The organism is Streptomyces sp. NPDC005070 (assembly GCF_053600395.1).
In genome coordinates this window covers 16,647-36,067 of sequence record NZ_JBSFZS010000084.1, presented here as the reverse complement: position 1 = coordinate 36,067, position 19,421 = coordinate 16,647, and the positions used below count along the sequence as shown (strand labels likewise).

The window sequence follows — 19,421 nt, the reverse complement described above, 5'->3', positions numbered from 1 at the left end:
GCCCTCGTACTGGACGTACTTGGGTCTTCGCCCGGTGCGGCGAGAGTGCGTGCCAGGCGTCGCCGGGCAGGCGCGACTTTGCGGACACGGCCTAGGCGCCCGCGATGACCTCCGCCGCCGCCTGGCCGCACACCCGCGCGGCGCCATGGGTGGCGATGTGCAGGGCGCCGCGGGGCGCCGACTGGGGGACGCCCATCTCGACCACGACGGTGTCGGGGCGGGAGACGAGCAGCGTGTCGAGGGCTGCCGCCATCCAGGGGTGACGGTGTTCGTCGCGGACCACCGCGACGAGGGGCCGCCCGGCGGCGGCCGCGAGCGCCGAGGATGCCGCGTCCTCGCCGGCGAAGCTGCCGGTCTCGGTGCCGGGAAGCAGCCGGGCCAGCTCCGCCGCCACGCCCCAGGGGGTCTCGTCGCCGACGGCGATGTTCGCGACCGGGGTGAGCGCGGCGACGAAGGGTGCCTCGGTGAGCGGGGTGTACGAGGCGGAGCGGGTCACGGTCAGCGCGCGCCGCGCGGCGACCAGGCCCACATCGGCGGCTCGGGCCGCCGTACCGTCGCCGGCACCGTCCGGGCCGTCCGCGCCGTCCGCGCTGCCTGTACCGCCCGTACCGGCTGCACCGTTCGCACCGCCGGTGACACCGGTACCACTCGTACCGTTCACGCCACCCGCACCGCTCGCACCACCCGTACCGCCCGAGGTGTTCGAGCCGTTCGAGCCGTTCAAGCCATTCGTGGACGAGAGGACCGCCGGGCCCGAGAGGGCCGGGGAGGCCTTCCGGGCCGCGGAGGCGGCGGCCGTCCACTCGGCCAGGGCCCGCACCCGGTTCGCCGCGTCCGCGAGGCGTTCCTCGGGAAGCTCGCCGGCCCGGACGGCGGAGACCAGGGCGTCCCGCAGCCGGCGCACGGTGTCGTCGTCCGCCAGTCCGCCGCCGACGCAGATGGCATCGGCGCCGGCGGCGATCGCCAGCACGCTGCCCCGCTCGATGCCGTACGTCGCCGCGATGGCCTGCATCTCCATGCCGTCGGTGACGATGAGGCCGTCGTAGCCGAGTTCCTCGCGCAGCAGGCCCGTGAGGATGCGGCGGGAGAGGGTGGCCGGGCGGTCCGGGTCCAGGGCCGGGACGAGGATGTGCGCGCTCATCACGGCCCGGCTGCCCGCGGCGATGGCGGCCCGGAACGGGACGAGTTCGCGGGAGTGGAGGACCGACAGGTCCGCGTCGATGCGCGGCAGGGCGTGGTGGGAGTCCACCGCGGTGTCCCCGTGGCCCGGGAAGTGCTTGGTGCAGGCGGCGACGCCGGCGGCCTGGAGGCCGGTGACGTAGGCGGCCGTGTGCCGGGCCACCAGGCCGGTGTCGGCGCCGAAGGACCGTACGCCGATGACCGGGTTGGCGGGGTTGGAGTTCACGTCGGCGGACGGCGCCCAGTTGAGGTTCACCCCGCACGCGGCCAGTCGGCGGCCGAGTTCGCGGGCGACCTCCTCGGTGAGGGCCACGTCGTCGACGGCGCCCAGCGCGTGGTTGCCGGGGAAGGACGAGCCGGTGCGCACCTCCAGTCGGGTGACGTCACCGCCCTCCTCGTCGATGGCGACCAGGACGTCGTCACGTTCGGCGCGCAACTGGGAGGTCAGGGCGGCCAGTTGCTCGGGTGAGGCGATGTTGCGGCCGAACAGGCCGACGGAGGCGAGGCCCTCACCGAGTCGGCGCAGCAGCCAGTCCGGAGCCGTGGTCCCGGTGAACCCGGGCTGGAGCACGGTCAGGGCGTCGCGCGTCAGGGTGTCTGTACCGCTGGCGAATGTCGTCATCGGGGGGCGTTATCCCTTCACGGCGCCCGCGGTCAGACCCGCGGCCATCTTGCGCTGGACAAGGAGGAACAGGACGACGATCGGCACGGCCATCATGGTGGCTCCGGCCATCATCGGGGCGTACTCGGTGCCGTGCTTGGTGGTGAAGTTGCCGAGCCAGACGGTGGCCGTCTGGTTCTGCTGGCTCAGCAGCATGAGGGCGTAGAGGTATTCGTTCCAGGCCTGGATGAAGGCGTAGACGGACGTCGCGACCATGCCGGGCGCGAGCAGCGGGAAGACCACGCGGATGAAGGCGCTCGTACGGCTGCATCCGTCGACCATCGCCGCCTCCTCCAGCTCCTTCGGGATGTTGACGATGAAGCCGCGCAGCGTCCACACCGTGAAGGGAAGGATGAACGTCAGGTAGGTGATGATCAGACCGGAGAGCTTGTCGTACTGGTCCAGGTCGTTCAGCAGCAGGAAGACCGGGATGATCATGGCGACGAGCGGGATCATCTGCACCGCGAGGATGCCCACGATCACGATCTTGCGGCCGCGGAAGGCGAAGCGGGAGATGGCCAGCGCGGCCAGCATCCCGACCGCGATGCCGATCACGACCACCGCGAGGGAGACGATCAGGCTGCGGCCCACCGGGCCCCAGAAGTCGGCGATGTCGAACGCGCGGCGGAAGTTGTCGAGAGTGAACCCGGTGGGGAACAGGCTCGGATCGGAGTCGATCGCGTCCTTGGCCGGCTTGATCGCCGTGTTGAGCATCCAGTAGACGGGGAAGCCCGCGGTGAGGAAGACGAACAGACCGAGCAGGTTCCAGCCGAGCTTGGACTTGCGGGGCCCGGAGGACTTCCGCCCCGTGGCGGACGTACGCCCGGACGTGGCGACGGCACTCATTCGACCTCTCCGATCTGGAGCATCTGACGCATGTACACGGCCACCACGCCGAGGAGCAGCAGCACGGTGAGCACGGCGATCGCCGAGCCTTGCGCGTAGTCGTTGACGACGAAGGCGCGGTCGTACGAGTAGGTGGTGAGGAGCTGGAACTCCGCCTCCGGGTGGCCGCCCCGCATGACGAAGACCTGCGGGAAGACGCCCATGTCCCAGATGACGGAGAGGGTCGTCAGCATGACGATGATCGGCTTGAGGATCGGGATCGTGACGTGGCGGAAGACGCCCCAGGAACCCGCGCCGTCGAGCCGTGCGGCCTCCTCCAGCTCGGCGGGGACCTGGGTGAGTCCCGCGCTGAGCGTGATGACCACGAAGGGCACCGCGCCCCAGACGACCAGGAGCATGATCACGCCCAGGCCCTGCCATCCGCTGGCGAACCAGTTGTGGCCGACCATGTCGACGCCGGGCAGCTTGCTGAGCAGGGCGTTGAAGACGCCGTAGTCGGAGTCGAAGAGCCACTTGAAGACCGTGGTGGCCACGATGATGGGCATGCCCCAGCTCGCCACCAGCGCGATGTTGACCAGCGTCTTGACCCAGCCCGAGACCTGCCGCAGGAGCAGCGCGATCAGCATGCCGATGACCATCGTGAAGACCACGGCCCCGCCGGCGAAGAGGACGGTCCGGACGACCACCTGCCAGAACTCGTCGTCCGAGAGCACCTTCGTGAAGTTGTCGAGGCCGACCGACTCGGCCGGCTGGAAGCCCCAGAGCTGGGACTGCCCGAACTTCTGGAAGGAGAGCGTGACCAGTCGCACCAGCGGATAGCCGAGGACGAGCGCGAGGATCAGCAGGCACGGGGCGAGCAGGGCCCAGGGGGCCGCCGCCGCACCCGCGGTCCACCTGGCCCGTGGCGCCTTCGCGACGGCCGGTGGTGGTGCCTGCCGCGGTGGCGGCACCTTCTTGGCAGGGGTGGTCGTGTCTGCGGCACTCATCGCGCGCTCCTCAGCGGTCCCTCAGGTCGTACGAAAGCGAAGGCTCGAAAGCGAAGGCCCGCACGGCCGGGCGTCAGGGGGTGAGACCTTGGCCGGGCCGTACGGGAGGCAGGGCCCCGCCCCTCCTCGAAGGAGGACCGACGGGGCCCTGCTCTCAGGTCACTTGGTGTTGATGACCTTGTCGATCGCGGCGTCCGCTTCCTTCGCGGCGTCCGCGACGGACTTCTTGCCGGTGCCGATGTTCTGCAGCATGGTCTGCAGGACCTGGGCCTTCTCGACCTGGCCCCAGCCCGGCGCCATCGGGACGAACCAGCTCGACTCGGCGGCGGTGGCCGGGACGGCCGTCTTCGGGTCGCTCTGCAGGCTGACCAGGTCGGTCTTGTTGTTGGGCAGGTTGCCCTTGCCCATCAGGAGCTTCTGGCCCTTGGCGCCGGTGAACGCGTTGATCCACTCGGCGGCGACGGCCTGCGCCTTCGACTTCACCGGGACGGCGAGGTCGGAGCCGCCCAGGAAGACCGGGAGGTTCTTGCCGGACGGGCCGGGCATCACGAAGTTCTCGAGGTTGCCCTTGAGCTTGCCGGTCTTGTCGCTCTTCGGGTCCTCGGCGGTCGCGCCCTCCCAGGCGGCACCGAAGATCATGCCCGACTTGCCCTGGCCGTAGACGATGTAACGGTCGGACTCGTCCTTGGTCTTGTCGCCGTGCATGTACTTGTCGACGATGGTCTTGAACTCGTTGAGACCCTTGACCGACTCGGCCGAGGAGAGGTTGGCCTTCCACTGGCCGCCCTCCTCCTTCGCGATGGAGCCGCCGGCGTCGTAGACGAAGGACATGGCCGCGTACCAGTCACGGGTGGGCTGGTACCAGGCGCTGAACTTGCCGCCCTGCTTCTTCTGGATCTTGTCCAGGTCGGCGGTGAGCTCCGCGTACGTCTTCGGCGTGGACTTCACACCGGCCGAGGCGGCGATGTCCTTGCGCCAGTTGCCGACGCGGCCACCGGCGTAGTACGGCACGCCGTAGGTCTTGCCGTCGTAGGTCACGGACTCCTTGAGCCCGTCGAGCCAGACGGTCGAGTTGTCGAACTTCGACGCGTCGAGGGGAGCGAAGGCGCCCTTGACCATGTAGCCGAGCATCTCGGTGTTGCCCATCTCGACCACGTCCGGCGCCTTGTCGGTGGCGAGGACCGCGTCGAGCTTGGTGTTCTTGTCCGGCCAGCCGTAGTACTCGTGCTTGATCTTGATGCCGGGGTGCTTCGCCTCGATCGCCGCGTCGGCCTGCTTGACCAGCTCGGGCCAGTTGTTCTGCGCGTCGACCGTGAGCCAGACCGTCAGCTCCTTGGCGTCCGCGCCCTTGTCCGACCCCCCGGACTTGTCGTCGTTGCCGCACGCCGCGACGGAGAACATCATGCCCGCGATACCGATCGCGGCTATCAGCTTGCGCTTCACGCCACCCTCCTCAGGGATGCCACAAACCCCCCTGCTCCCCGCGGTGACATACGCCGTGTACCGCCCGTGGGGCCGGGACTGGACCAATGGTGTAGACCAGTACCGGGAGCTTGGCCTAGACCTAGGGGGGTGTCAAGGGTGTGTAAGCCCGTCCAGTCGGCCGTTATGGGACCTACATATGCAAGGACCTTTAAGTAGCCAAGCGGCACAAATTACGGACCCGTTCACGGCCTGCGAGGGAACCACTTCCGGCCTGTCCGTACTGAGTTCGACGGCACCGTCCGCCCGCGATGGACTAGACCAACAGGTGCGCCGAGGGTATATAGAGGGGATCACGGAGCGTGCGGGGAACACCCGCACGACAAGCCGTGCCACGATGTGAGCCGTGGCCGACGACATGGCGGTCGCTTCGGCATCCGGAGCCGGGAAGGCAGAGCATGAGCACCGACGTCAGCAGTGCGGAGAACGAGGGCGGGGCACCCATCCGTACCGCGCGCGTGCCCAAGTACTACCGCCTCAAGAAGCACCTGCTCGACATGACGGAGACACTGCCGCCCGGTACGCCGGTACCGCCGGAGCGCACCCTCGCCGCCGAGTTCGACACCTCGCGCACCACGGTGCGGCAGGCCCTTCAGGAGCTGGTCGTCGAAGGGCGCCTCGAACGCATCCAGGGCAAGGGCACCTTCGTCGCCAAGCCGAAGGTCTCCCAGGCGCTCCAACTGACCTCGTACACCGAGGACATGCGCGCCCAGGGTCTCGAACCGACCTCGCAGCTCCTGGACATCGGCTACATCACGGCGGACGACGCCCTCGCCGGTCTGCTCGACATCTCCGCCGGCGGCCGCGTGCTGCGCATCGAACGGCTGCGCCTCGCGAGCGGCGAGCCCATGGCCATCGAGACGACCCACCTCTCCGCCAAGCGTTTCCCCGCCCTGCGCAGGTCGCTGGTGAAGTACACCTCTCTCTACACCGCCCTGGCCGAGGTCTACGACGTCCACCTCGCCGAGGCCGAGGAGACCATCGAGACCTCGCTGGCCACCCCGCGCGAGGCCGGACTGCTCGGCACCGACGTGGGCCTGCCCATGCTGATGCTCTCCCGCCACTCGCTCGACCGGCAGGGCGAGCCGGTGGAATGGGTGCGCTCGGTGTACCGGGGCGACCGGTACAAGTTCGTCGCCCGCCTCAAGCGTCCGCAGGACTGAGCGGTACGGAGCACTCCGCGGGCACGGGGCACGCCCCCGTGCCCTGTGCACCAACCCTCCACACCGCCGCCGCGCTGCGGTGTTCCCTAAAACCGGACCGTCCCCTAGATTGCCTGCGCGTTACCCAGGTGATCGACGAGGGGACGGAGTCGCACGATGTCAGACCTACCCGAAGTGAAACCACCAGTGGTGACACCGGTACGCGTGGTGATCGCCTTCTGCCTGCTCGCGCCCTTCGTGGCGATGCTGTGGGTCGGCTCCTACACGAAGACCGACCCGGCGTTCATCGGTGTCCCGTTCTTCTACTGGTACCAATTGCTGTGGGTACCCCTCTCCACCCTGCTGACGGTGATCGCCTACCAGTTGTGGCGGCGTGACCAGCGGGCCCGTACCTCCGCGAAGGGGGGTGCGGAAGCATGAACGACGGTGTGAACGGCGTCGCTCTCGGCGTGTTCATCTTCTTCTTCCTGGCCGTCACGGTCATGGGCTTCCTGGCCGCCCGCTGGCGCAGAGCCGCCGACGAGCACACCCTCGACGAATGGGGCCTGGGCGGACGGTCCTTCGGCACCTGGGTGACCTGGTTCCTGCTCGGCGGCGACCTCTACACGGCGTACACCTTCGTCGCCGTGCCGGCGGCGATCTACGCGGCGGGCGCGGCCGGCTTCTTCGCGGTGCCGTACACGATCCTGGTCTATCCGCTGATCTTCACCTTCCTGCCCCGCCTGTGGTCGGTCTCCCACCGGCACGGTTATGTGACGACCTCGGACTTCGTGCGCGGCCGCTTCGGCTCCAAGGGCCTGTCCCTCGCCGTGGCCGTCACCGGCATCCTCGCCACCATGCCGTACATCGCGCTCCAACTCGTCGGCATCCAGGCCGTCCTGGACGTGATGGGCGTGGGCGGCGGCGACAGCGCCAACTGGTTCGTCAAGGACCTGCCGCTGCTCATCGCGTTCGGCGTGCTGGCCGCGTACACCTACTCCTCGGGGCTGCGGGCCCCCGCGCTGATCGCGTTCGTGAAGGACACCCTGATCTACATCGTGATCGCGGTGGCCATCATCTACATCCCGATCAAGCTGGGCGGCTTCGACGAGATCTTCAAGGCGGCGGGCGCCAAGTACACGGCCGCGGGAGCCGGCGGGATCGTCCCCGCCGAGGCGGGCCAGTGGACGTACGCCACCCTCGCGCTCGGCTCGGCGCTGGCGCTGTTCATGTATCCGCACTCGGTCACCGCGACGCTGTCCGGCCGCAGCCGGGAGGTGATCCGCCGCAACACCACGATCCTGCCGCTGTACTCGCTGATGCTGGGCCTGCTCGCCCTGCTCGGGTTCATGGCGATCGCGGCGGGCGTGAAGGTCACCAACGGCCAGCTCGCCATCCCCCAGCTCTTCGAGGACATGTTCCCCGACTGGTTCGCGGGCGTCGCCTTCGCCGCCATCGGCATCGGCGCGCTCGTCCCGGCGGCCATCATGTCGATCGCGGCCGCGAATCTCTTCACCCGCAACATCTACAAGGACTTCATCAACCCGGCCGCGACCCCGCGGCAGGAGACCCGGGTCTCCAAGCTGGTCTCGCTGCTGGTGAAGGTGGGCGCGCTGGTCTTCGTCCTGACCATGGACAAGACCGTCGCGATCAACTTCCAGTTGCTGGGCGGCATCTGGATCCTGCAGACCTTCCCCTCGCTGGTGGGCGGTCTCTTCACCCGCTGGTTCCACCGCTGGGCGCTGCTGGGCGGCTGGGCGGTCGGCATGCTCTACGGCACGATCGCCGCCTACGGGGTGGCCTCCCCGACGCAGAAGCACTTCGGCGGCAGCTCGAAGGAGATCCCCGGCATCGGGGAGATCGGCTACATCGGCCTGACGGCGTTCGTCCTGAACGTGGCCGTGACCGTCGTCCTGACATTCGTCCTCCGGGCGCTCAAGGCCCCGGAGGGCGTGGACGAGACCTCGCCCGGGGACTACACGGCCGACGCGGGCGACACGGGCGTCGAGACGGAACTCCCGCCGGCGACGGCGGACGCGAGCCACTAGGAGACGCCGGGGACCGGTCCCGGTCCACAGGGACCCGTCCCTCGGGCCGGGTGCCGCGACAGCCGTGAACGACGGGCCGCCGGAGGAAAACCGGCGGCCCGTCGCCGTGCCGGTCGGGCACACTCGCCGCATGGACATCGTCATCCGGCCGGCGCGGCCCGAGGAGTACTCCGCCATCGGCGAGATCGCGGCCCGGGCCTATCTCGGGGACGGGCTGCTCGACTTCGGGGAGAGCGACGCGTACCTCGGAAGGCTGCGGGACGTCGCGGGGCGCGCGGCCGTCGCCGAGGTGCTGGTCGCCGCCGAGGGGGACCGGGTGCTCGGCAGCGTGACCTTCGCGGCGGACGGCGGCCCCATGGCCGACTCGGCGCGCGACGGGGAGGCCGAGATCCGGATGCTCGCGGTCGCGCGGGAGGCGCGCGGCCGGGGCGCCGGCGAGGCCCTCGTGCGCGCCTGCGTCGCGCGGGCACGGGCCCTGGAGGGCTGCGCGCGCCTCGTGCTGTCCACCCAGCGCACCATGCTGAGCGCCCACCGCCTCTACGAGCGCATCGGCTTCACCCGCACCCCGGACCGCGACTGGAACCCTTTTCCGGAGCTCGACGACATCCGGCTGCTCACTTACGAGTTGACGCTCCGGCACGCTCCGTAGCGCTCTCGAACACCCAGCGGACACAACATGTGGGGGCAGTCCCGGAGCCCGACACAAGATGTATGCTCATGGTCGCTGTCGCCGCAGGGGAATCCGGTGCGAATCCGGAACTGTCCCGCAACGGTGTTACTTGTGCGTGTTCGCGTCTGCGTGTGCCCGTACTCGCGTCAGTCCGAGGACCTGCCGACAGCGCGCCCCGGCCGTCCGGCCCGGGTGCCGACGACGTCCGGGCCTCGCGGAATGGGCCGGTGGACGCGGTGCGCTGCTGCCCGAAAGCGCTCCCGTGTGCCCCTGCCCGCCCGCAAGGTCCCGTGCCGAGCGAGGAGAGCCCACGTGACCATCGCGCCAGCCGATCCGGCTTCAGTGACCGCGCCGCAGGCCCCGGTGGAGACCGACGGTCCCGGGACCGTGCTGCTGCGGACCCTGACGGATCTGACCGCCGACCTCCCCGACGCCGACCCCGGCCGGGTCGCCGCGGCGGCGCTGCGCGGCCGGTCCGCCCGCGCCGACGAGGCCGAGCTGCGCGAACTGGCCACCGAGGCGGCCGCGGGTCTCATCTCCGAGGACCCCGCCTATTCGCGGCTGGCCGCCCGTCTGCTCGCGGTCACCATCACCGCGGAGGCCGCGTCCCAGGGCGTCACCACCTTCTCCGAGTCGGTCGCCGTCGGCCACCGCGAGGGCCTGATCGCCGACCGCACGGCCGCGTTCGCGCGGCTGCACACGGCCCGCCTCGACGCGCTGATCGACCTCCAGGGCGACGACCGCTTCGGCTACTTCGGGCTGCGCACGCTGCACTCCCGCTATCTGCTCCGGCACCCGATCACCCGCAAGGTCGTCGAGACGCCCCAGCACTTCATGCTGCGGGTGGCCTGCGGTCTCGCGGAGGACGACACCGTCCGCTCCGTGGAGGAAGTCACCGCGCTCTACCGGCTCATGAGCCGGCTGGACTACCTCCCCTCCTCCCCCACGCTCTTCAACTCCGGTACGCGGCACCCCCAGATGTCGTCCTGCTACCTCCTCGACTCGCCGCTGGACGAGCTGGACTCCATCTACGACCGCTACCACCAGGTGGCACGCCTGTCGAAGCACGCGGGCGGCATCGGCCTGTCCTACTCCCGCATCCGCTCGCGCGGTTCGCTGATCCGCGGCACCAACGGGCACTCCAACGGCATCGTCCCGTTCCTCAAGACCCTCGACGCCTCGGTCGCCGCGGTGAACCAGGGCGGCCGGCGCAAGGGCGCGGCGGCGGTCTACCTGGAGACCTGGCACTCCGACATCGAGGAGTTCCTGGAGCTGCGCGACAACACCGGTGAGGACGCCCGGCGTACGCACAACCTGAACCTCGCGCACTGGATCCCGGACGAGTTCATGCGCCGGGTGAACGAGGACGGCGTCTGGTCGCTGTTCTCCCCCGCCGACGTGCCGGAACTGGTCGACCTGTGGGGCGATGCGTTCGACGCGGCCTACCGCAAGGCCGAGGAGGCGGGCCTCGCCAGGAAGACCATCCCGGCCCGCGACCTCTACGGCCGCATGATGCGCACCCTCGCGCAGACCGGCAACGGCTGGATGACCTTCAAGGACGCCGCCAACCGCACCGCCAACCAGACGGCGGAGCCGGGCCACACGGTCCACTCCTCGAACCTGTGCACCGAGATCCTGGAGGTCACGGACGACGGGGAGACGGCGGTCTGCAACCTGGGTTCGGTCAACCTGGGCGCGTTCGTGACCGGCGGGAACATCGACTGGGAGCGGCTCGACGCCACCGTGCGCACCGCGGTGACCTTCCTCGACCGCGTGGTGGACATCAACTTCTACCCGACCGAGCAGGCGGGCCGCTCCAACGCCAAGTGGCGTCCGGTCGGCCTCGGCGCGATGGGCCTCCAGGACGTCTTCTTCAAGCTGCGGATCCCGTTCGACTCGCCCGAGGCCCGCGCCCTGTCCACCCGGATCGCCGAGCGGATCATGCTCGCCTCGTACGAGGCCTCCGCGGACCTCGCCGAGCGCAACGGACCGCTCCCGGCCTGGGAGAAGACCCGTACCGCCCGGGGCGTACTGCACCCGGACCACTTCGACGTCGAGCTGAACTGGCCGGAGCGCTGGGCGGCCCTGCGCGAGCGGATCGCCTCGGTCGGCATGCGCAACTCGCTGCTGCTGGCCATCGCGCCCACCGCCACCATCGCCTCGATCGCGGGCGTGTACGAGTGCATCGAGCCGCAGGTGTCGAACCTGTTCAAGCGCGAGACGCTCTCCGGCGAGTTCCTCCAGGTCAACTCGTACCTGGTGGCCGAGCTGAAGGAGCTCGGTGTGTGGGACGCGCAGACCCGTGAGGCGCTGCGCGAGTCCAACGGCTCGGTCCAGGGCTTCACCTGGGTCCCGCAGGACGTCCGCGACCTGTACCGCACGGCGTGGGAGATCCCGCAGCGCGGCCTGATCGACATGGCCGCCGCCCGCACGCCGTTCCTCGACCAGGCCCAGTCGCTGAACCTGTTCCTGGAGACGCCGACCATCGGCAAGCTCTCCTCGATGTACGCCTACGCCTGGAAGGCGGGCCTGAAGACGACGTACTACCTGCGTTCGCGCCCGGCGACGCGCATCGCCCGCGCGGCCCAGGCACAGGCGCGGCCCGAGACCACCATCCTCGTCCAGCAGGCCGCCGACCCCGACGCCGTCGCCTGCTCCCTTGAGAACCCCGAGTCCTGCGAGGCCTGCCAGTAATGACCGACACGAACGCCGAGAAGACCGTGTCCGAGAAGAACCTGCTCGACCCGGGCTTCGAACTGACTCTCCGTCCCATGCGCTACCCGGACTTCTACGAGCGCTACCGGGACGCGATCAAGAACACCTGGACCGTCGAGGAGGTCGACCTCCACTCGGACGTCGCCGACCTCGCGAAGCTGACGCCGGGTGAGCAGCACATGATCGGCCGGCTGGTCGCGTTCTTCGCGACGGGCGACTCGATCGTGGCGAACAACCTGGTGCTGACGCTGTACAAGCACATCAACTCCCCCGAGGCGCGGCTGTACCTGAGCCGTCAGCTCTTCGAGGAGGCCGTGCACGTCCAGTTCTATCTGACGCTGCTCGACACCTACCTGCCCGACCCGGAGGACCGCACGGCGGCGTTCGCGGCGGTCGAGAGCATCCCCTCCATCCGCGAGAAGGCGCAGTTCTGCTTCAAGTGGATGGACTCGGTCGAGAAGATGGACCGGCTGGAGACGCAGGCCGACCGCCGCCGCTTCCTGCTGAACCTGATCTGCTTCGCCGCGTGCATCGAGGGACTCTTCTTCTACGGGGCCTTCGCGTACGTCTACTGGTTCCGCAGCCGGGGTCTGCTGCACGGCCTGGCGACCGGCACCAACTGGGTGTTCCGCGACGAGACGATGCACATGAGCTTCGCCTTCGAGGTGGTCGACACCGTCCGCAAGGAGGAGCCGGACCTCTTCGACGACCTGCTCCAGGAGCAGGTGACGGACATGCTGCGCGAGGCCGTCGAGGCGGAGCTGCAGTTCGGCCGCGACCTGTGCGGCGAGGGCCTGCCGGGCATGAACACCGAGTCGATGCGGCAGTACCTGGAGTGCGTGGCGGACCAGCGCCTCCAGCGGCTGGGCTTCGCGCCGGTGTACGGCTCCGAGAACCCGTTCTCCTTCATGGAGCTCCAGGGTGTCCAGGAGCTGACCAACTTCTTCGAGCGCCGGCCCTCCGCGTACCAGGTCGCGGTGGAGGGCACCGTCGACTTCGACGAGGACTTCTGACCGTTCCGGCGGTTCCGGTCGCTCTGACCGTCCGTCACCGATGAGAGCCGGGCCGCCTGTTGCGGCCCGGCTTTCGTCACGTACTGCCCCCGCGCCTCCAATCGCCGTGCCAATCCCCGTCCATGGAGCGGCAAAGTTCTTCCGGCACGGCTGTTCGCACGTCGTTCCCCCCGGTTACGTTCTGGCCGTCCCGCCACGCCACGCACTGCGGCACACCGGGACGACTGATTTGGCATGCCCATGACGAGCCTCTCCCTGTTCGTGCTACGCGCGTCACAGGCTGCCGTTTCAGAGCGCCGAGAACCCCACTTCCGGCCATGGCGCCACGAACGGCCCCATCCGGGCCCGAGCGGCACCGGCCTCGAACCGATGGAGGCGACACCCCCATGCGTTCCCAGCGCCCCACCCCCTCCGGCAGACCCGCCCGGAGCCTGCGAAGACTGCTCACCGCCGCCCTCCCCGCCCTGGCCCTCGGCGTCGCCGGGTTCGCCGCGGCCCCTCCCGCGGGCGCCCAGCCGGCGCCGACCCCCCACGTCTCCCGGGCCACCCAGAACGCCGGAGCCCTCACCGACCCCGCCCGCCAGACGGTCCACGCGACCGGCAGGGCCGGTCAGAAGGTCGCGACCAAGCACCTGTGCGCCGAGGCGGCCAAGCCCGGCCTGATGTCCTGCTTCGCCCAGCGGCGCACCGACATCGCGCAGAAGCTCGCGGCCCAGGTCTCCCCCGACGCCGCCGCCGCGGTGTCCGGCCTCAGCCCGGCCAACCTGCACAGCGCCTACAACCTGCCCTCGACGGGCGGCTCCGGCATGACGGTCGCCGTGGTCGACGCCTACAACGACCCCAACGCGGCCGCCGACCTCGCCACCTACCGCTCGCAGTTCGGCCTGTCCTCCTGCACCAAGGCCAACGGCTGCTTCAAGCAGGTCAGCCAGACCGGTTCGACCACCTCGCTGCCGACGAACGACACCGGCTGGGCGGGTGAGGAGGCGCTCGACATCGACATGGTCAGCGCCGTCTGCCCCAACTGCAGCATCATCCTCGTCGAGGCGAACTCCGCGAACGACTCCGACCTCGGCGCCGCGGAGAACGAAGCGGTCGCGCTGGGAGCGAAGTTCGTCTCCAACAGCTGGGGCGGCTCCGAGTCCTCCTCGCAGACCGGCGAGGACACCTCGTACTTCAAGCACCCTGGCGTCGCGATCACCGTCTCCTCCGGTGACGAGGCCTACGGCGCCGAGTACCCGGCAACCTCCCAGTACGTGACCGCCGTCGGCGGCACCGCGCTGAGCACCTCCTCCACCACCCGCGGCTGGACCGAGTCGGTGTGGAAGACCAGCAGCACCGAGGGCACCGGCTCCGGCTGCTCCGCCTACGACGCCAAGCCGTCCTGGCAGACCGACACCGGCTGCACCAAGCGCATGGAGTCCGACGTCTCCGCGGTCGCCGACCCGGCCACGGGCGTGGCGGTCTACGACACCTACGGCGGCTCCGGCTGGGCGGTCTACGGCGGCACCAGCGCCTCCGCGCCCATCATCGCGGGCGTGTACGCGCTGGCCGGCACCCCGGGCTCCGCCGACTACCCGGCGAAGTACCCCTACTCCCACACCTCGAACCTGTACGACGTGACCAGCGGCAACAACGGCTCCTGCTCCCCGTCGTACTTCTGCACCGCGGCCACCGGCTACGACGGCCCGACCGGCTGGGGCACCCCCAACGGCACCGCCGCCTTCGCCTCGGGCACCAGCACCGGCAACACCGTGACCGTCACCAACCCGGGCAGCCAGTCCACGGCCACCGGTGGCTCGGTGAGCCTGCAGATAGCGGCGAGCGACAGCGCGGGCGCGAGCCTCACCTACAGCGCGACCGGGCTGCCGACCGGCCTGTCGATCAGTGGCTCGACCGGTCTGATCTCCGGCACCGCGAGCACCGCGGGCACGTACGCGGTCACCGTCACGGCGAAGGACAGCACCGGCGCCTCCGGTTCGGCCTCCTTCACCTGGACCGTCAGCACCTCGGGCGGCGGCACCTGCACCTCGGCGCAGCTTCTCGGCAACCAGGGCTTCGAGTCGGGCGCCACGGTGTGGAGCGAGACCAGCGGGGTCATCACCAACGACACCGGCGAGGCCACGCACGCCGGCTCGTACGACGCCTGGCTGGACGGATACGGCTCGGCCCACACCGACACGCTGTCCCAGTCGGTGACGGTCCCGTCCGGCTGCAAGGCCACGTTCGCCTTTTACCTGCACGTCGACACGGCCGAGACCAGCACCAGCACGGCCTACGACAAGCTCACCGTCACCGCGGGCTCCACCACGCTCGCGACCTACTCCAACCTCAACAAGGCTTCCGGGTACACCCAGAAGAGCTTCGACCTGTCCTCCTTCGCCGGTTCGACCGTCACGCTGAAGTTCAGCGGCGTCGAGGACTCCTCGCTCCAGACCAGCTTCGTCGTGGACGACACCGCCGTCACGACCGGCTGACCCGCGTCACAGAGGGCCGGCCGCCACGGTGGCCGACCTGAGCGGGGCCCCGGTCGCCGAGGCGGCCGGGGCCCCGTCGTGCCCGGGAAGGGATCCTGATCCACCGGTGGCACGTCCAACACCCGAGGAGGCCACCCCATGCGTCGAACGACTCACACCCGGACCATCGCCCTCGCCGCCCTGGCCCTGCTGCTGGCGGGCTGCGGAACGCAGGGCGGAGACGACGCGGGCGCCGGCGGCACCGTGTCGCCGTCCCCGACCGACGGCACCGTGTCGCCGTCCCCGTCCCCGACCGACGGCACCACGTCGCCGTCCCCGACCCCTTCGGGTCCGGACTGCGCGAAGGCCACGGCACAGCTCGGCGCCGCCGACACGGGCCACACGTACTGTCTGGCCCCCGGCGACACGATCCGGGTCCTGCTGGACGGCACCACCAGCCGGCCCTGGAAACCCGTCAAGAGCGACGGCAGCGCCCTGGCGGCCACCAACGGCGGGATCGTCCTCCAGCCTGGTGACGCGTCCGCGGCCTACCGGGTGGTCTCGGAGGGAACGGTCACGCTGACCTCGTCCCGCCCGAGGTGCCCGAGCGATCCGGCGCGGATGTCCTGCAAAGGCCTTCAGGAATGGACGGTCACCGTGGTCGTACCGAAGGCGTGAGACCGCCGCGGCGCACGTCCGGGGGCCCGAGGGCCCGGTCCGGACGTGCGCCGCGGCGGTCTGAGGGCCGGTGACCGGCCGACGGCCTAGGCCGGGTCCTCCTGGCGCGGCCGGGCCTTCAGCCGCAGGCCGTGGGGACGCAGAGTGATGCCGACGCGGGTCGCGTCGCTGGACCCGGACACCGGCTCGAAGCGCCACCGGGACGCCACGGTCGCGGTGATCAGGGAGAGCAGTGCCATCGAGAAATGGTCGCTCGGGCACTTACGGTTGCCCACGCTGAAGGGGCGCATGGCGTACTTCGGGATGTCCGTGGAACGTTCCGGAAGCCAGCGGTCGGGATCGAAATCCAGATGCTCCTGGTACGACCGGGGGTCGCGCTGGATCGCGTACGGGCTGTAGACGATGTCGGCACCGGCCGGAATCCTATAGCCGCCCAGCTCGGTTTCGGCCACCGCGCGTCGCGTCAATATCCATACGGCGGGGCGTAAACGCATCGCCTCGACGACGACATTGTTCGTGTGCGACAGCTTCCGGACGTCGGCGAATCCGACGGGCCGGTCTCCCGAGACGGATCGGACCTCTGCGGCCACTTTGTCCGCCTGTTCCGGATGTTCCGTCAACACTTGAAGCAACCACATGATCGTGGATGCGATGGTTTCGCTGCCCGGGGTCAGTATCGCGACGACTTGGTCGTGGATCTCCTGTTCGTCTATGGGGTCGCCGTCGTCGTTCTTCGCTTCCAGCAATGCCGTCAGCAAATCGTCCGGCTTTTGACCAGATGCCCGCCGCTCGTCGATGATCTCGTCGACAAGCGCGTGCAGATCGGCCAATGCGCGGTCGAATGCGCGTATCGAGGGGAGCGGGAGCCGGTACAGCGGTCCCGCGGGTATCACCATGCGCCGGTACATGCCGCGGAACACGGTGGCGAGCGCGACGCTCAGCCGCTCGGCGCGCTCGTCCATGAACCGCCCGCGCAGCAGACAGCGGGCGGCGACACGGACCGCGACACGGAACGACTCGGAGGTGCAGTCGACCGCCGCGCCGCTCTCCCAGCGCTCCGCGAACGCCTTCGCCTCCTCCTCCATGATCGGGCCGTACTCGGGGATGATGTCGGCCCGGAACGCGGGCTGGATGGTCCGGCGCTGGCGCCTGTGCTGCGCCCCGTTGGCCGTGGCGACGCCCTGCTTGCCCAGCAGCCCTTCGAGCGACTCCCACAGGGGGCCGCCTATCTCGTAGTCGGGGCTGAGCGCCAGCGCCCCGGTGAGCGCGGGGGTGGTGACGGCGTACACCGTCTTGGGTCCCATCCTCAGCCGCACGACGTCACCGTGGTCGCGCAGCCGGGCGAGGAAGCCCAGCGGATCGCGGACCAGTTTCCAGCCGTGCCCGAGGACGGGCACCCCGCCACCGGCGAGGGGCGGGACGGACAGCTCCCGCACCTCGGGCATCTCGGGTCGTACCGCGTCGACGGTCATTTCTCACCTGCCGCTTCATTGTTGACGTACGGGGGTGTGGAGCGGTCGTCCCAGTTGTCGACCATGTACCGGCCCGACTCGTGGTGGAACCAGTACACGGAGCTGAACCAGTTCCGCATGTTTCCGAGGCACGCCATGACGGCGATGCTCGTCTCTTTTCCCCGGACCGTGCCGTCGGCGAGTAATTCGGCGAGCCGTGAGACGTCCTTCTCGGCGACGAGGAATTGTTCCACGCATTCCTCGACCCGCCGCCTCACTTCGAAGACGGCTTCTTCGAGCGTGAGCCCCTGATGGTGAATGAGACTGATTCCGAGATTGTGGACCTCGTCGCCCGCTATTTCTTTGGGAAGCGAGCAGAGATCGTTGTACCAGGCGGCGAATTCCTGACTGAGCAGTGCCGCCCGCCGGAATGCCGGATGCCGCCGGACGTCGGCGGGTAGTTCACGGCCCGCGCTCGGTTCCAGAAGGTCGGTCCAGATCCGGTGCGCGAAAGTGAGCCGACGGAGTTCCAGGTATTCCGGGACCGTGGGAACAATGCCGGAGGTCCGGTTCCGGAACTCCCGGTCGTACGCTTCGATCACCGCGTGGAAGTGACGCGCGAACCGTTTGTTCCAGTTCTCGCCGAGGAACGAGTACAGCCGCACCATGCTGTCGGCGAACCCCGCCACCAGGGGATCCTGGTGGTGCAGATGGGCTCTGGGGGCGTCGAGGGCCGCGTGGAGCCGGAGCCTGAGCTTCCGCCAGGCGTTCGCGCGGCCGTGGACGACATCGCGGTCGTGCCGGTCGTCCCAGACGAAGAACCACGCGCTGTAGTCCGCTATCGCCTGCAGGACCTCGTCGGCGGCGCCTATGTAGTAGCCCGCCATGAGGTCCGTGTAGCACAAGCCGTCGGCGTACTCCTCGACCTTGTCCGCGGGCATCAGGCGTTTTTCGAGCAGCCAGCTCCTGGTGTTCTCCTGGAGCCTCGGCCAATACGGGTGCAGTTGACGGGGAAACCCGGACTCGATCACCGGGAGATAGAGCGCCGGTGGAACCGCGAGCGCTGTCGATGGAGAGCCGTATGAGAAAGCACGCACGAACAAACCCCTCTCAGCCGCTTGTTGACGTCACGCCCCTCCCGCTGTGCCGGGCGCGCGCGCCGTTGCGTATCCCCGCACTTCCCATTCAGCACCACAACTGACCGTTCTGGGAACGGATTTGGCCCACTGACTACTCGACCATGCCGAGAATCTCCCCTTGTGTGACTGAATCTGGATCACTGCAGGAGCACAAGGGATCGAACATGCGACGTACATGCGAACGGTGCCTGGTCAGGAGGATCACCTGTCCAGGCACCGTTCGAGTGGGCCCACGAGAGACCGCGCGTCACGCCGGTCAATTTATGTCACAGGGGCGCGGGGCGCCCGGCGACCAGAGGCTCAGTCGTTCGCCACGGTCGCGTAGCGCGGCTCGTTCTCGGCCATCTGCCGCAGCGCGTCCTTGCGGTCGCGCTTGGAGAGCCGGTCGATGTACAGGTAGCCGTACAGGTGGTCCGTCTCGTGCTGGAGGCAGCGCGCGAAGTAGCCCGTACCGCGCAGCCGGACCGGGTTGCCCTTCTCGTCCTGCCCGGTGACCTCGGCGTAGTCCGGGCGGGCGAGCGGCGCGTAGGCGGTCGGCACGGACAGGCAGCCCTCGTTGCTCTCGTCGAGCTGACGCCGGTCGGCGGGCAGGTCGACCAGCTTCGGGTTGCAGACCACGCCGACGTGCCGGACACCCTGGTCGTCCTGGCAGTCGTAGACGAAGACCTTCAGGTCGACGCCGATCTGATTGGCAGCCAGACCCACGCCCTCGGCGGTGCGCTGGCTCGCGAACATGTCGGCGACCAACCGGTCGAGTTCGTCCCCGAACTCCGTGACGTCCTTGCACTCCTTGTGCAGCACCGGGTTCCCGACCACCGTGATCGGGCGCGACGTGCCGCCCTCGCGGTAGGCCGTCTCGCGCTCCTCGGCGTCCTCGGTGTCGATGACGAAGCCGTCGTCGTCCACGGGGAGCACGCCCACGTGCTGCTGATCGGTTTCCTGCTGCGCCATGACG

15 protein-coding genes and 1 riboswitch are annotated in these 19,421 nt (G+C 69.4%); of the genes, 8 read left to right on the top strand and 7 right to left on the bottom strand.

Features of this window, described 5'->3' with window-relative positions:
* Nucleotides 1–91: 91 nt before the first annotated feature.
* From ACWEBX_RS25800 to ACWEBX_RS25785, 4 genes are all read right to left on the bottom strand, one after another.
* Nucleotides 92–1,801: a glycoside hydrolase family 3 protein gene (locus ACWEBX_RS25800; protein WP_451887193.1), complete on the bottom strand. Its 1,710-nt coding sequence runs from the start codon at nucleotides 1,799–1,801 to the stop codon at nucleotides 92–94.
* 9 nt (nucleotides 1,802–1,810) lie between these two features.
* On the bottom strand, nucleotides 1,811–2,686 hold the full coding sequence (locus ACWEBX_RS25795; protein ID WP_451887192.1) for a carbohydrate ABC transporter permease: 876 nt from the start codon (nucleotides 2,684–2,686) through the stop codon (nucleotides 1,811–1,813).
* Nucleotides 2,683–3,672, bottom strand: coding sequence for a carbohydrate ABC transporter permease (locus ACWEBX_RS25790; RefSeq protein WP_451887191.1), 990 nt, complete (start codon nucleotides 3,670–3,672; stop codon nucleotides 2,683–2,685). The genes ACWEBX_RS25795 and ACWEBX_RS25790 overlap by 4 nt, the downstream gene beginning before the upstream one ends.
* A 159-nt stretch (nucleotides 3,673–3,831) precedes the next feature.
* Nucleotides 3,832–5,115 (bottom strand): extracellular solute-binding protein, encoded by a 1,284-nt coding sequence (locus ACWEBX_RS25785; RefSeq protein WP_451887190.1) that lies wholly within the window; start codon nucleotides 5,113–5,115, stop codon nucleotides 3,832–3,834.
* Nucleotides 5,116–5,552: 437 nt separating this feature from the next.
* Here ACWEBX_RS25785 and ACWEBX_RS25780 point away from each other — a divergent pair, with 437 nt between their 5' ends.
* The 8 genes from ACWEBX_RS25780 to ACWEBX_RS25745 all read left to right on the top strand — a co-directional run bounded on the left by ACWEBX_RS25780 (nucleotide 5,553) and on the right by ACWEBX_RS25745 (nucleotide 15,876).
* On the top strand, nucleotides 5,553–6,317 hold the full coding sequence (locus ACWEBX_RS25780; protein WP_103554145.1) for a GntR family transcriptional regulator: 765 nt from the start codon (nucleotides 5,553–5,555) through the stop codon (nucleotides 6,315–6,317).
* A 156-nt stretch (nucleotides 6,318–6,473) separates the two neighbouring features.
* A complete protein-coding gene (locus ACWEBX_RS25775; RefSeq protein ID WP_451887189.1) occupies nucleotides 6,474–6,737 on the top strand; it encodes a DUF3311 domain-containing protein in 264 nt (87 codons plus the stop codon).
* Nucleotides 6,734–8,344, top strand: coding sequence for a monocarboxylate uptake permease MctP (gene mctP, locus ACWEBX_RS25770; protein ID WP_451887188.1), 1,611 nt, complete (start codon nucleotides 6,734–6,736; stop codon nucleotides 8,342–8,344). Before ACWEBX_RS25775 ends, mctP begins: the two co-directional genes overlap by 4 nt.
* A 130-nt stretch (nucleotides 8,345–8,474) precedes the next feature.
* Nucleotides 8,475–8,993, top strand: coding sequence for a GNAT family N-acetyltransferase (locus ACWEBX_RS25765; protein WP_451887187.1), 519 nt, complete (start codon nucleotides 8,475–8,477; stop codon nucleotides 8,991–8,993).
* A 52-nt stretch (nucleotides 8,994–9,045) separates the two neighbouring features.
* Nucleotides 9,046–9,195, top strand: a riboswitch (cobalamin riboswitch).
* A gap of 131 nt (nucleotides 9,196–9,326) precedes the next feature.
* A complete protein-coding gene (locus ACWEBX_RS25760; RefSeq protein WP_451887186.1) occupies nucleotides 9,327–11,708 on the top strand; it encodes a ribonucleoside-diphosphate reductase subunit alpha in 2,382 nt (793 codons plus the stop codon).
* Entirely contained in the window at nucleotides 11,708–12,742 is a 1,035-nt protein-coding gene (locus ACWEBX_RS25755) for a ribonucleotide-diphosphate reductase subunit beta (RefSeq protein ID WP_451887185.1), read from the top strand. The genes ACWEBX_RS25760 and ACWEBX_RS25755 overlap by 1 nt, the downstream gene beginning before the upstream one ends.
* A 386-nt stretch (nucleotides 12,743–13,128) precedes the next feature.
* Complete coding sequence (locus ACWEBX_RS25750) at nucleotides 13,129–15,219, top strand: putative Ig domain-containing protein (protein ID WP_451887184.1); 2,091 nt, start codon at nucleotides 13,129–13,131, stop codon at nucleotides 15,217–15,219.
* A 138-nt stretch (nucleotides 15,220–15,357) separates the two neighbouring features.
* Nucleotides 15,358–15,876, top strand: a complete 519-nt coding sequence (locus ACWEBX_RS25745; protein ID WP_451887183.1) for a hypothetical protein — start codon at nucleotides 15,358–15,360, stop codon at nucleotides 15,874–15,876.
* A gap of 86 nt (nucleotides 15,877–15,962) precedes the next feature.
* Here ACWEBX_RS25745 and ACWEBX_RS25740 read toward each other — a convergent pair whose 3' ends face one another.
* From ACWEBX_RS25740 to def, 3 genes are all read right to left on the bottom strand, one after another.
* The gene (locus ACWEBX_RS25740; protein ID WP_451887182.1) at nucleotides 15,963–17,348 is read right to left on the bottom strand and encodes a bifunctional albaflavenone monooxygenase/terpene synthase; all 1,386 of its coding nucleotides are present in this window, start codon (nucleotides 17,346–17,348) and stop codon (nucleotides 15,963–15,965) included.
* Complete coding sequence (gene cyc1 / locus ACWEBX_RS25735) at nucleotides 17,345–18,424, bottom strand: epi-isozizaene synthase (protein ID WP_451887181.1); 1,080 nt, start codon at nucleotides 18,422–18,424, stop codon at nucleotides 17,345–17,347. Before cyc1 ends, ACWEBX_RS25740 begins: the two co-directional genes overlap by 4 nt.
* A 342-nt stretch (nucleotides 18,425–18,766) precedes the next feature.
* Nucleotides 18,767–19,417: a peptide deformylase gene (def, locus tag ACWEBX_RS25730; protein ID WP_451887180.1), complete on the bottom strand. Its 651-nt coding sequence runs from the start codon at nucleotides 19,415–19,417 to the stop codon at nucleotides 18,767–18,769.
* Nucleotides 19,418–19,421 lie beyond the last annotated feature (4 nt).

What these genes read in the sequence shown, in the direction of transcription:
- ACWEBX_RS25750 (WP_451887184.1), top strand. Translation starts at nt 13,129, where the DNA reads ATGCGTTCCCAGCGCCCCACCCCCTCCGGCAGACCCGCCCGGAGCCTG.
- def (WP_451887180.1), bottom strand. Translation starts at nt 19,417, where the DNA reads ATGGCGCAGCAGGAAACCGATCAGCAGCACGTGGGCGTGCTCCCCGTG.
- ACWEBX_RS25745 (WP_451887183.1), top strand. Translation starts at nt 15,358, where the DNA reads ATGCGTCGAACGACTCACACCCGGACCATCGCCCTCGCCGCCCTGGCC.
- ACWEBX_RS25790 (WP_451887191.1), bottom strand. Translation starts at nt 3,672, where the DNA reads ATGAGTGCCGCAGACACGACCACCCCTGCCAAGAAGGTGCCGCCACCG.
- ACWEBX_RS25775 (WP_451887189.1), top strand. Translation starts at nt 6,474, where the DNA reads ATGTCAGACCTACCCGAAGTGAAACCACCAGTGGTGACACCGGTACGC.
- ACWEBX_RS25795 (WP_451887192.1), bottom strand. Translation starts at nt 2,686, where the DNA reads ATGAGTGCCGTCGCCACGTCCGGGCGTACGTCCGCCACGGGGCGGAAG.
- ACWEBX_RS25765 (WP_451887187.1), top strand. Translation starts at nt 8,475, where the DNA reads ATGGACATCGTCATCCGGCCGGCGCGGCCCGAGGAGTACTCCGCCATC.
- ACWEBX_RS25755 (WP_451887185.1), top strand. Translation starts at nt 11,708, where the DNA reads ATGACCGACACGAACGCCGAGAAGACCGTGTCCGAGAAGAACCTGCTC.
- mctP (WP_451887188.1), top strand. Translation starts at nt 6,734, where the DNA reads ATGAACGACGGTGTGAACGGCGTCGCTCTCGGCGTGTTCATCTTCTTC.
- ACWEBX_RS25740 (WP_451887182.1), bottom strand. Translation starts at nt 17,348, where the DNA reads ATGACCGTCGACGCGGTACGACCCGAGATGCCCGAGGTGCGGGAGCTG.
- ACWEBX_RS25780 (WP_103554145.1), top strand. Translation starts at nt 5,553, where the DNA reads ATGAGCACCGACGTCAGCAGTGCGGAGAACGAGGGCGGGGCACCCATC.
- ACWEBX_RS25800 (WP_451887193.1), bottom strand. Translation starts at nt 1,801, where the DNA reads ATGACGACATTCGCCAGCGGTACAGACACCCTGACGCGCGACGCCCTG.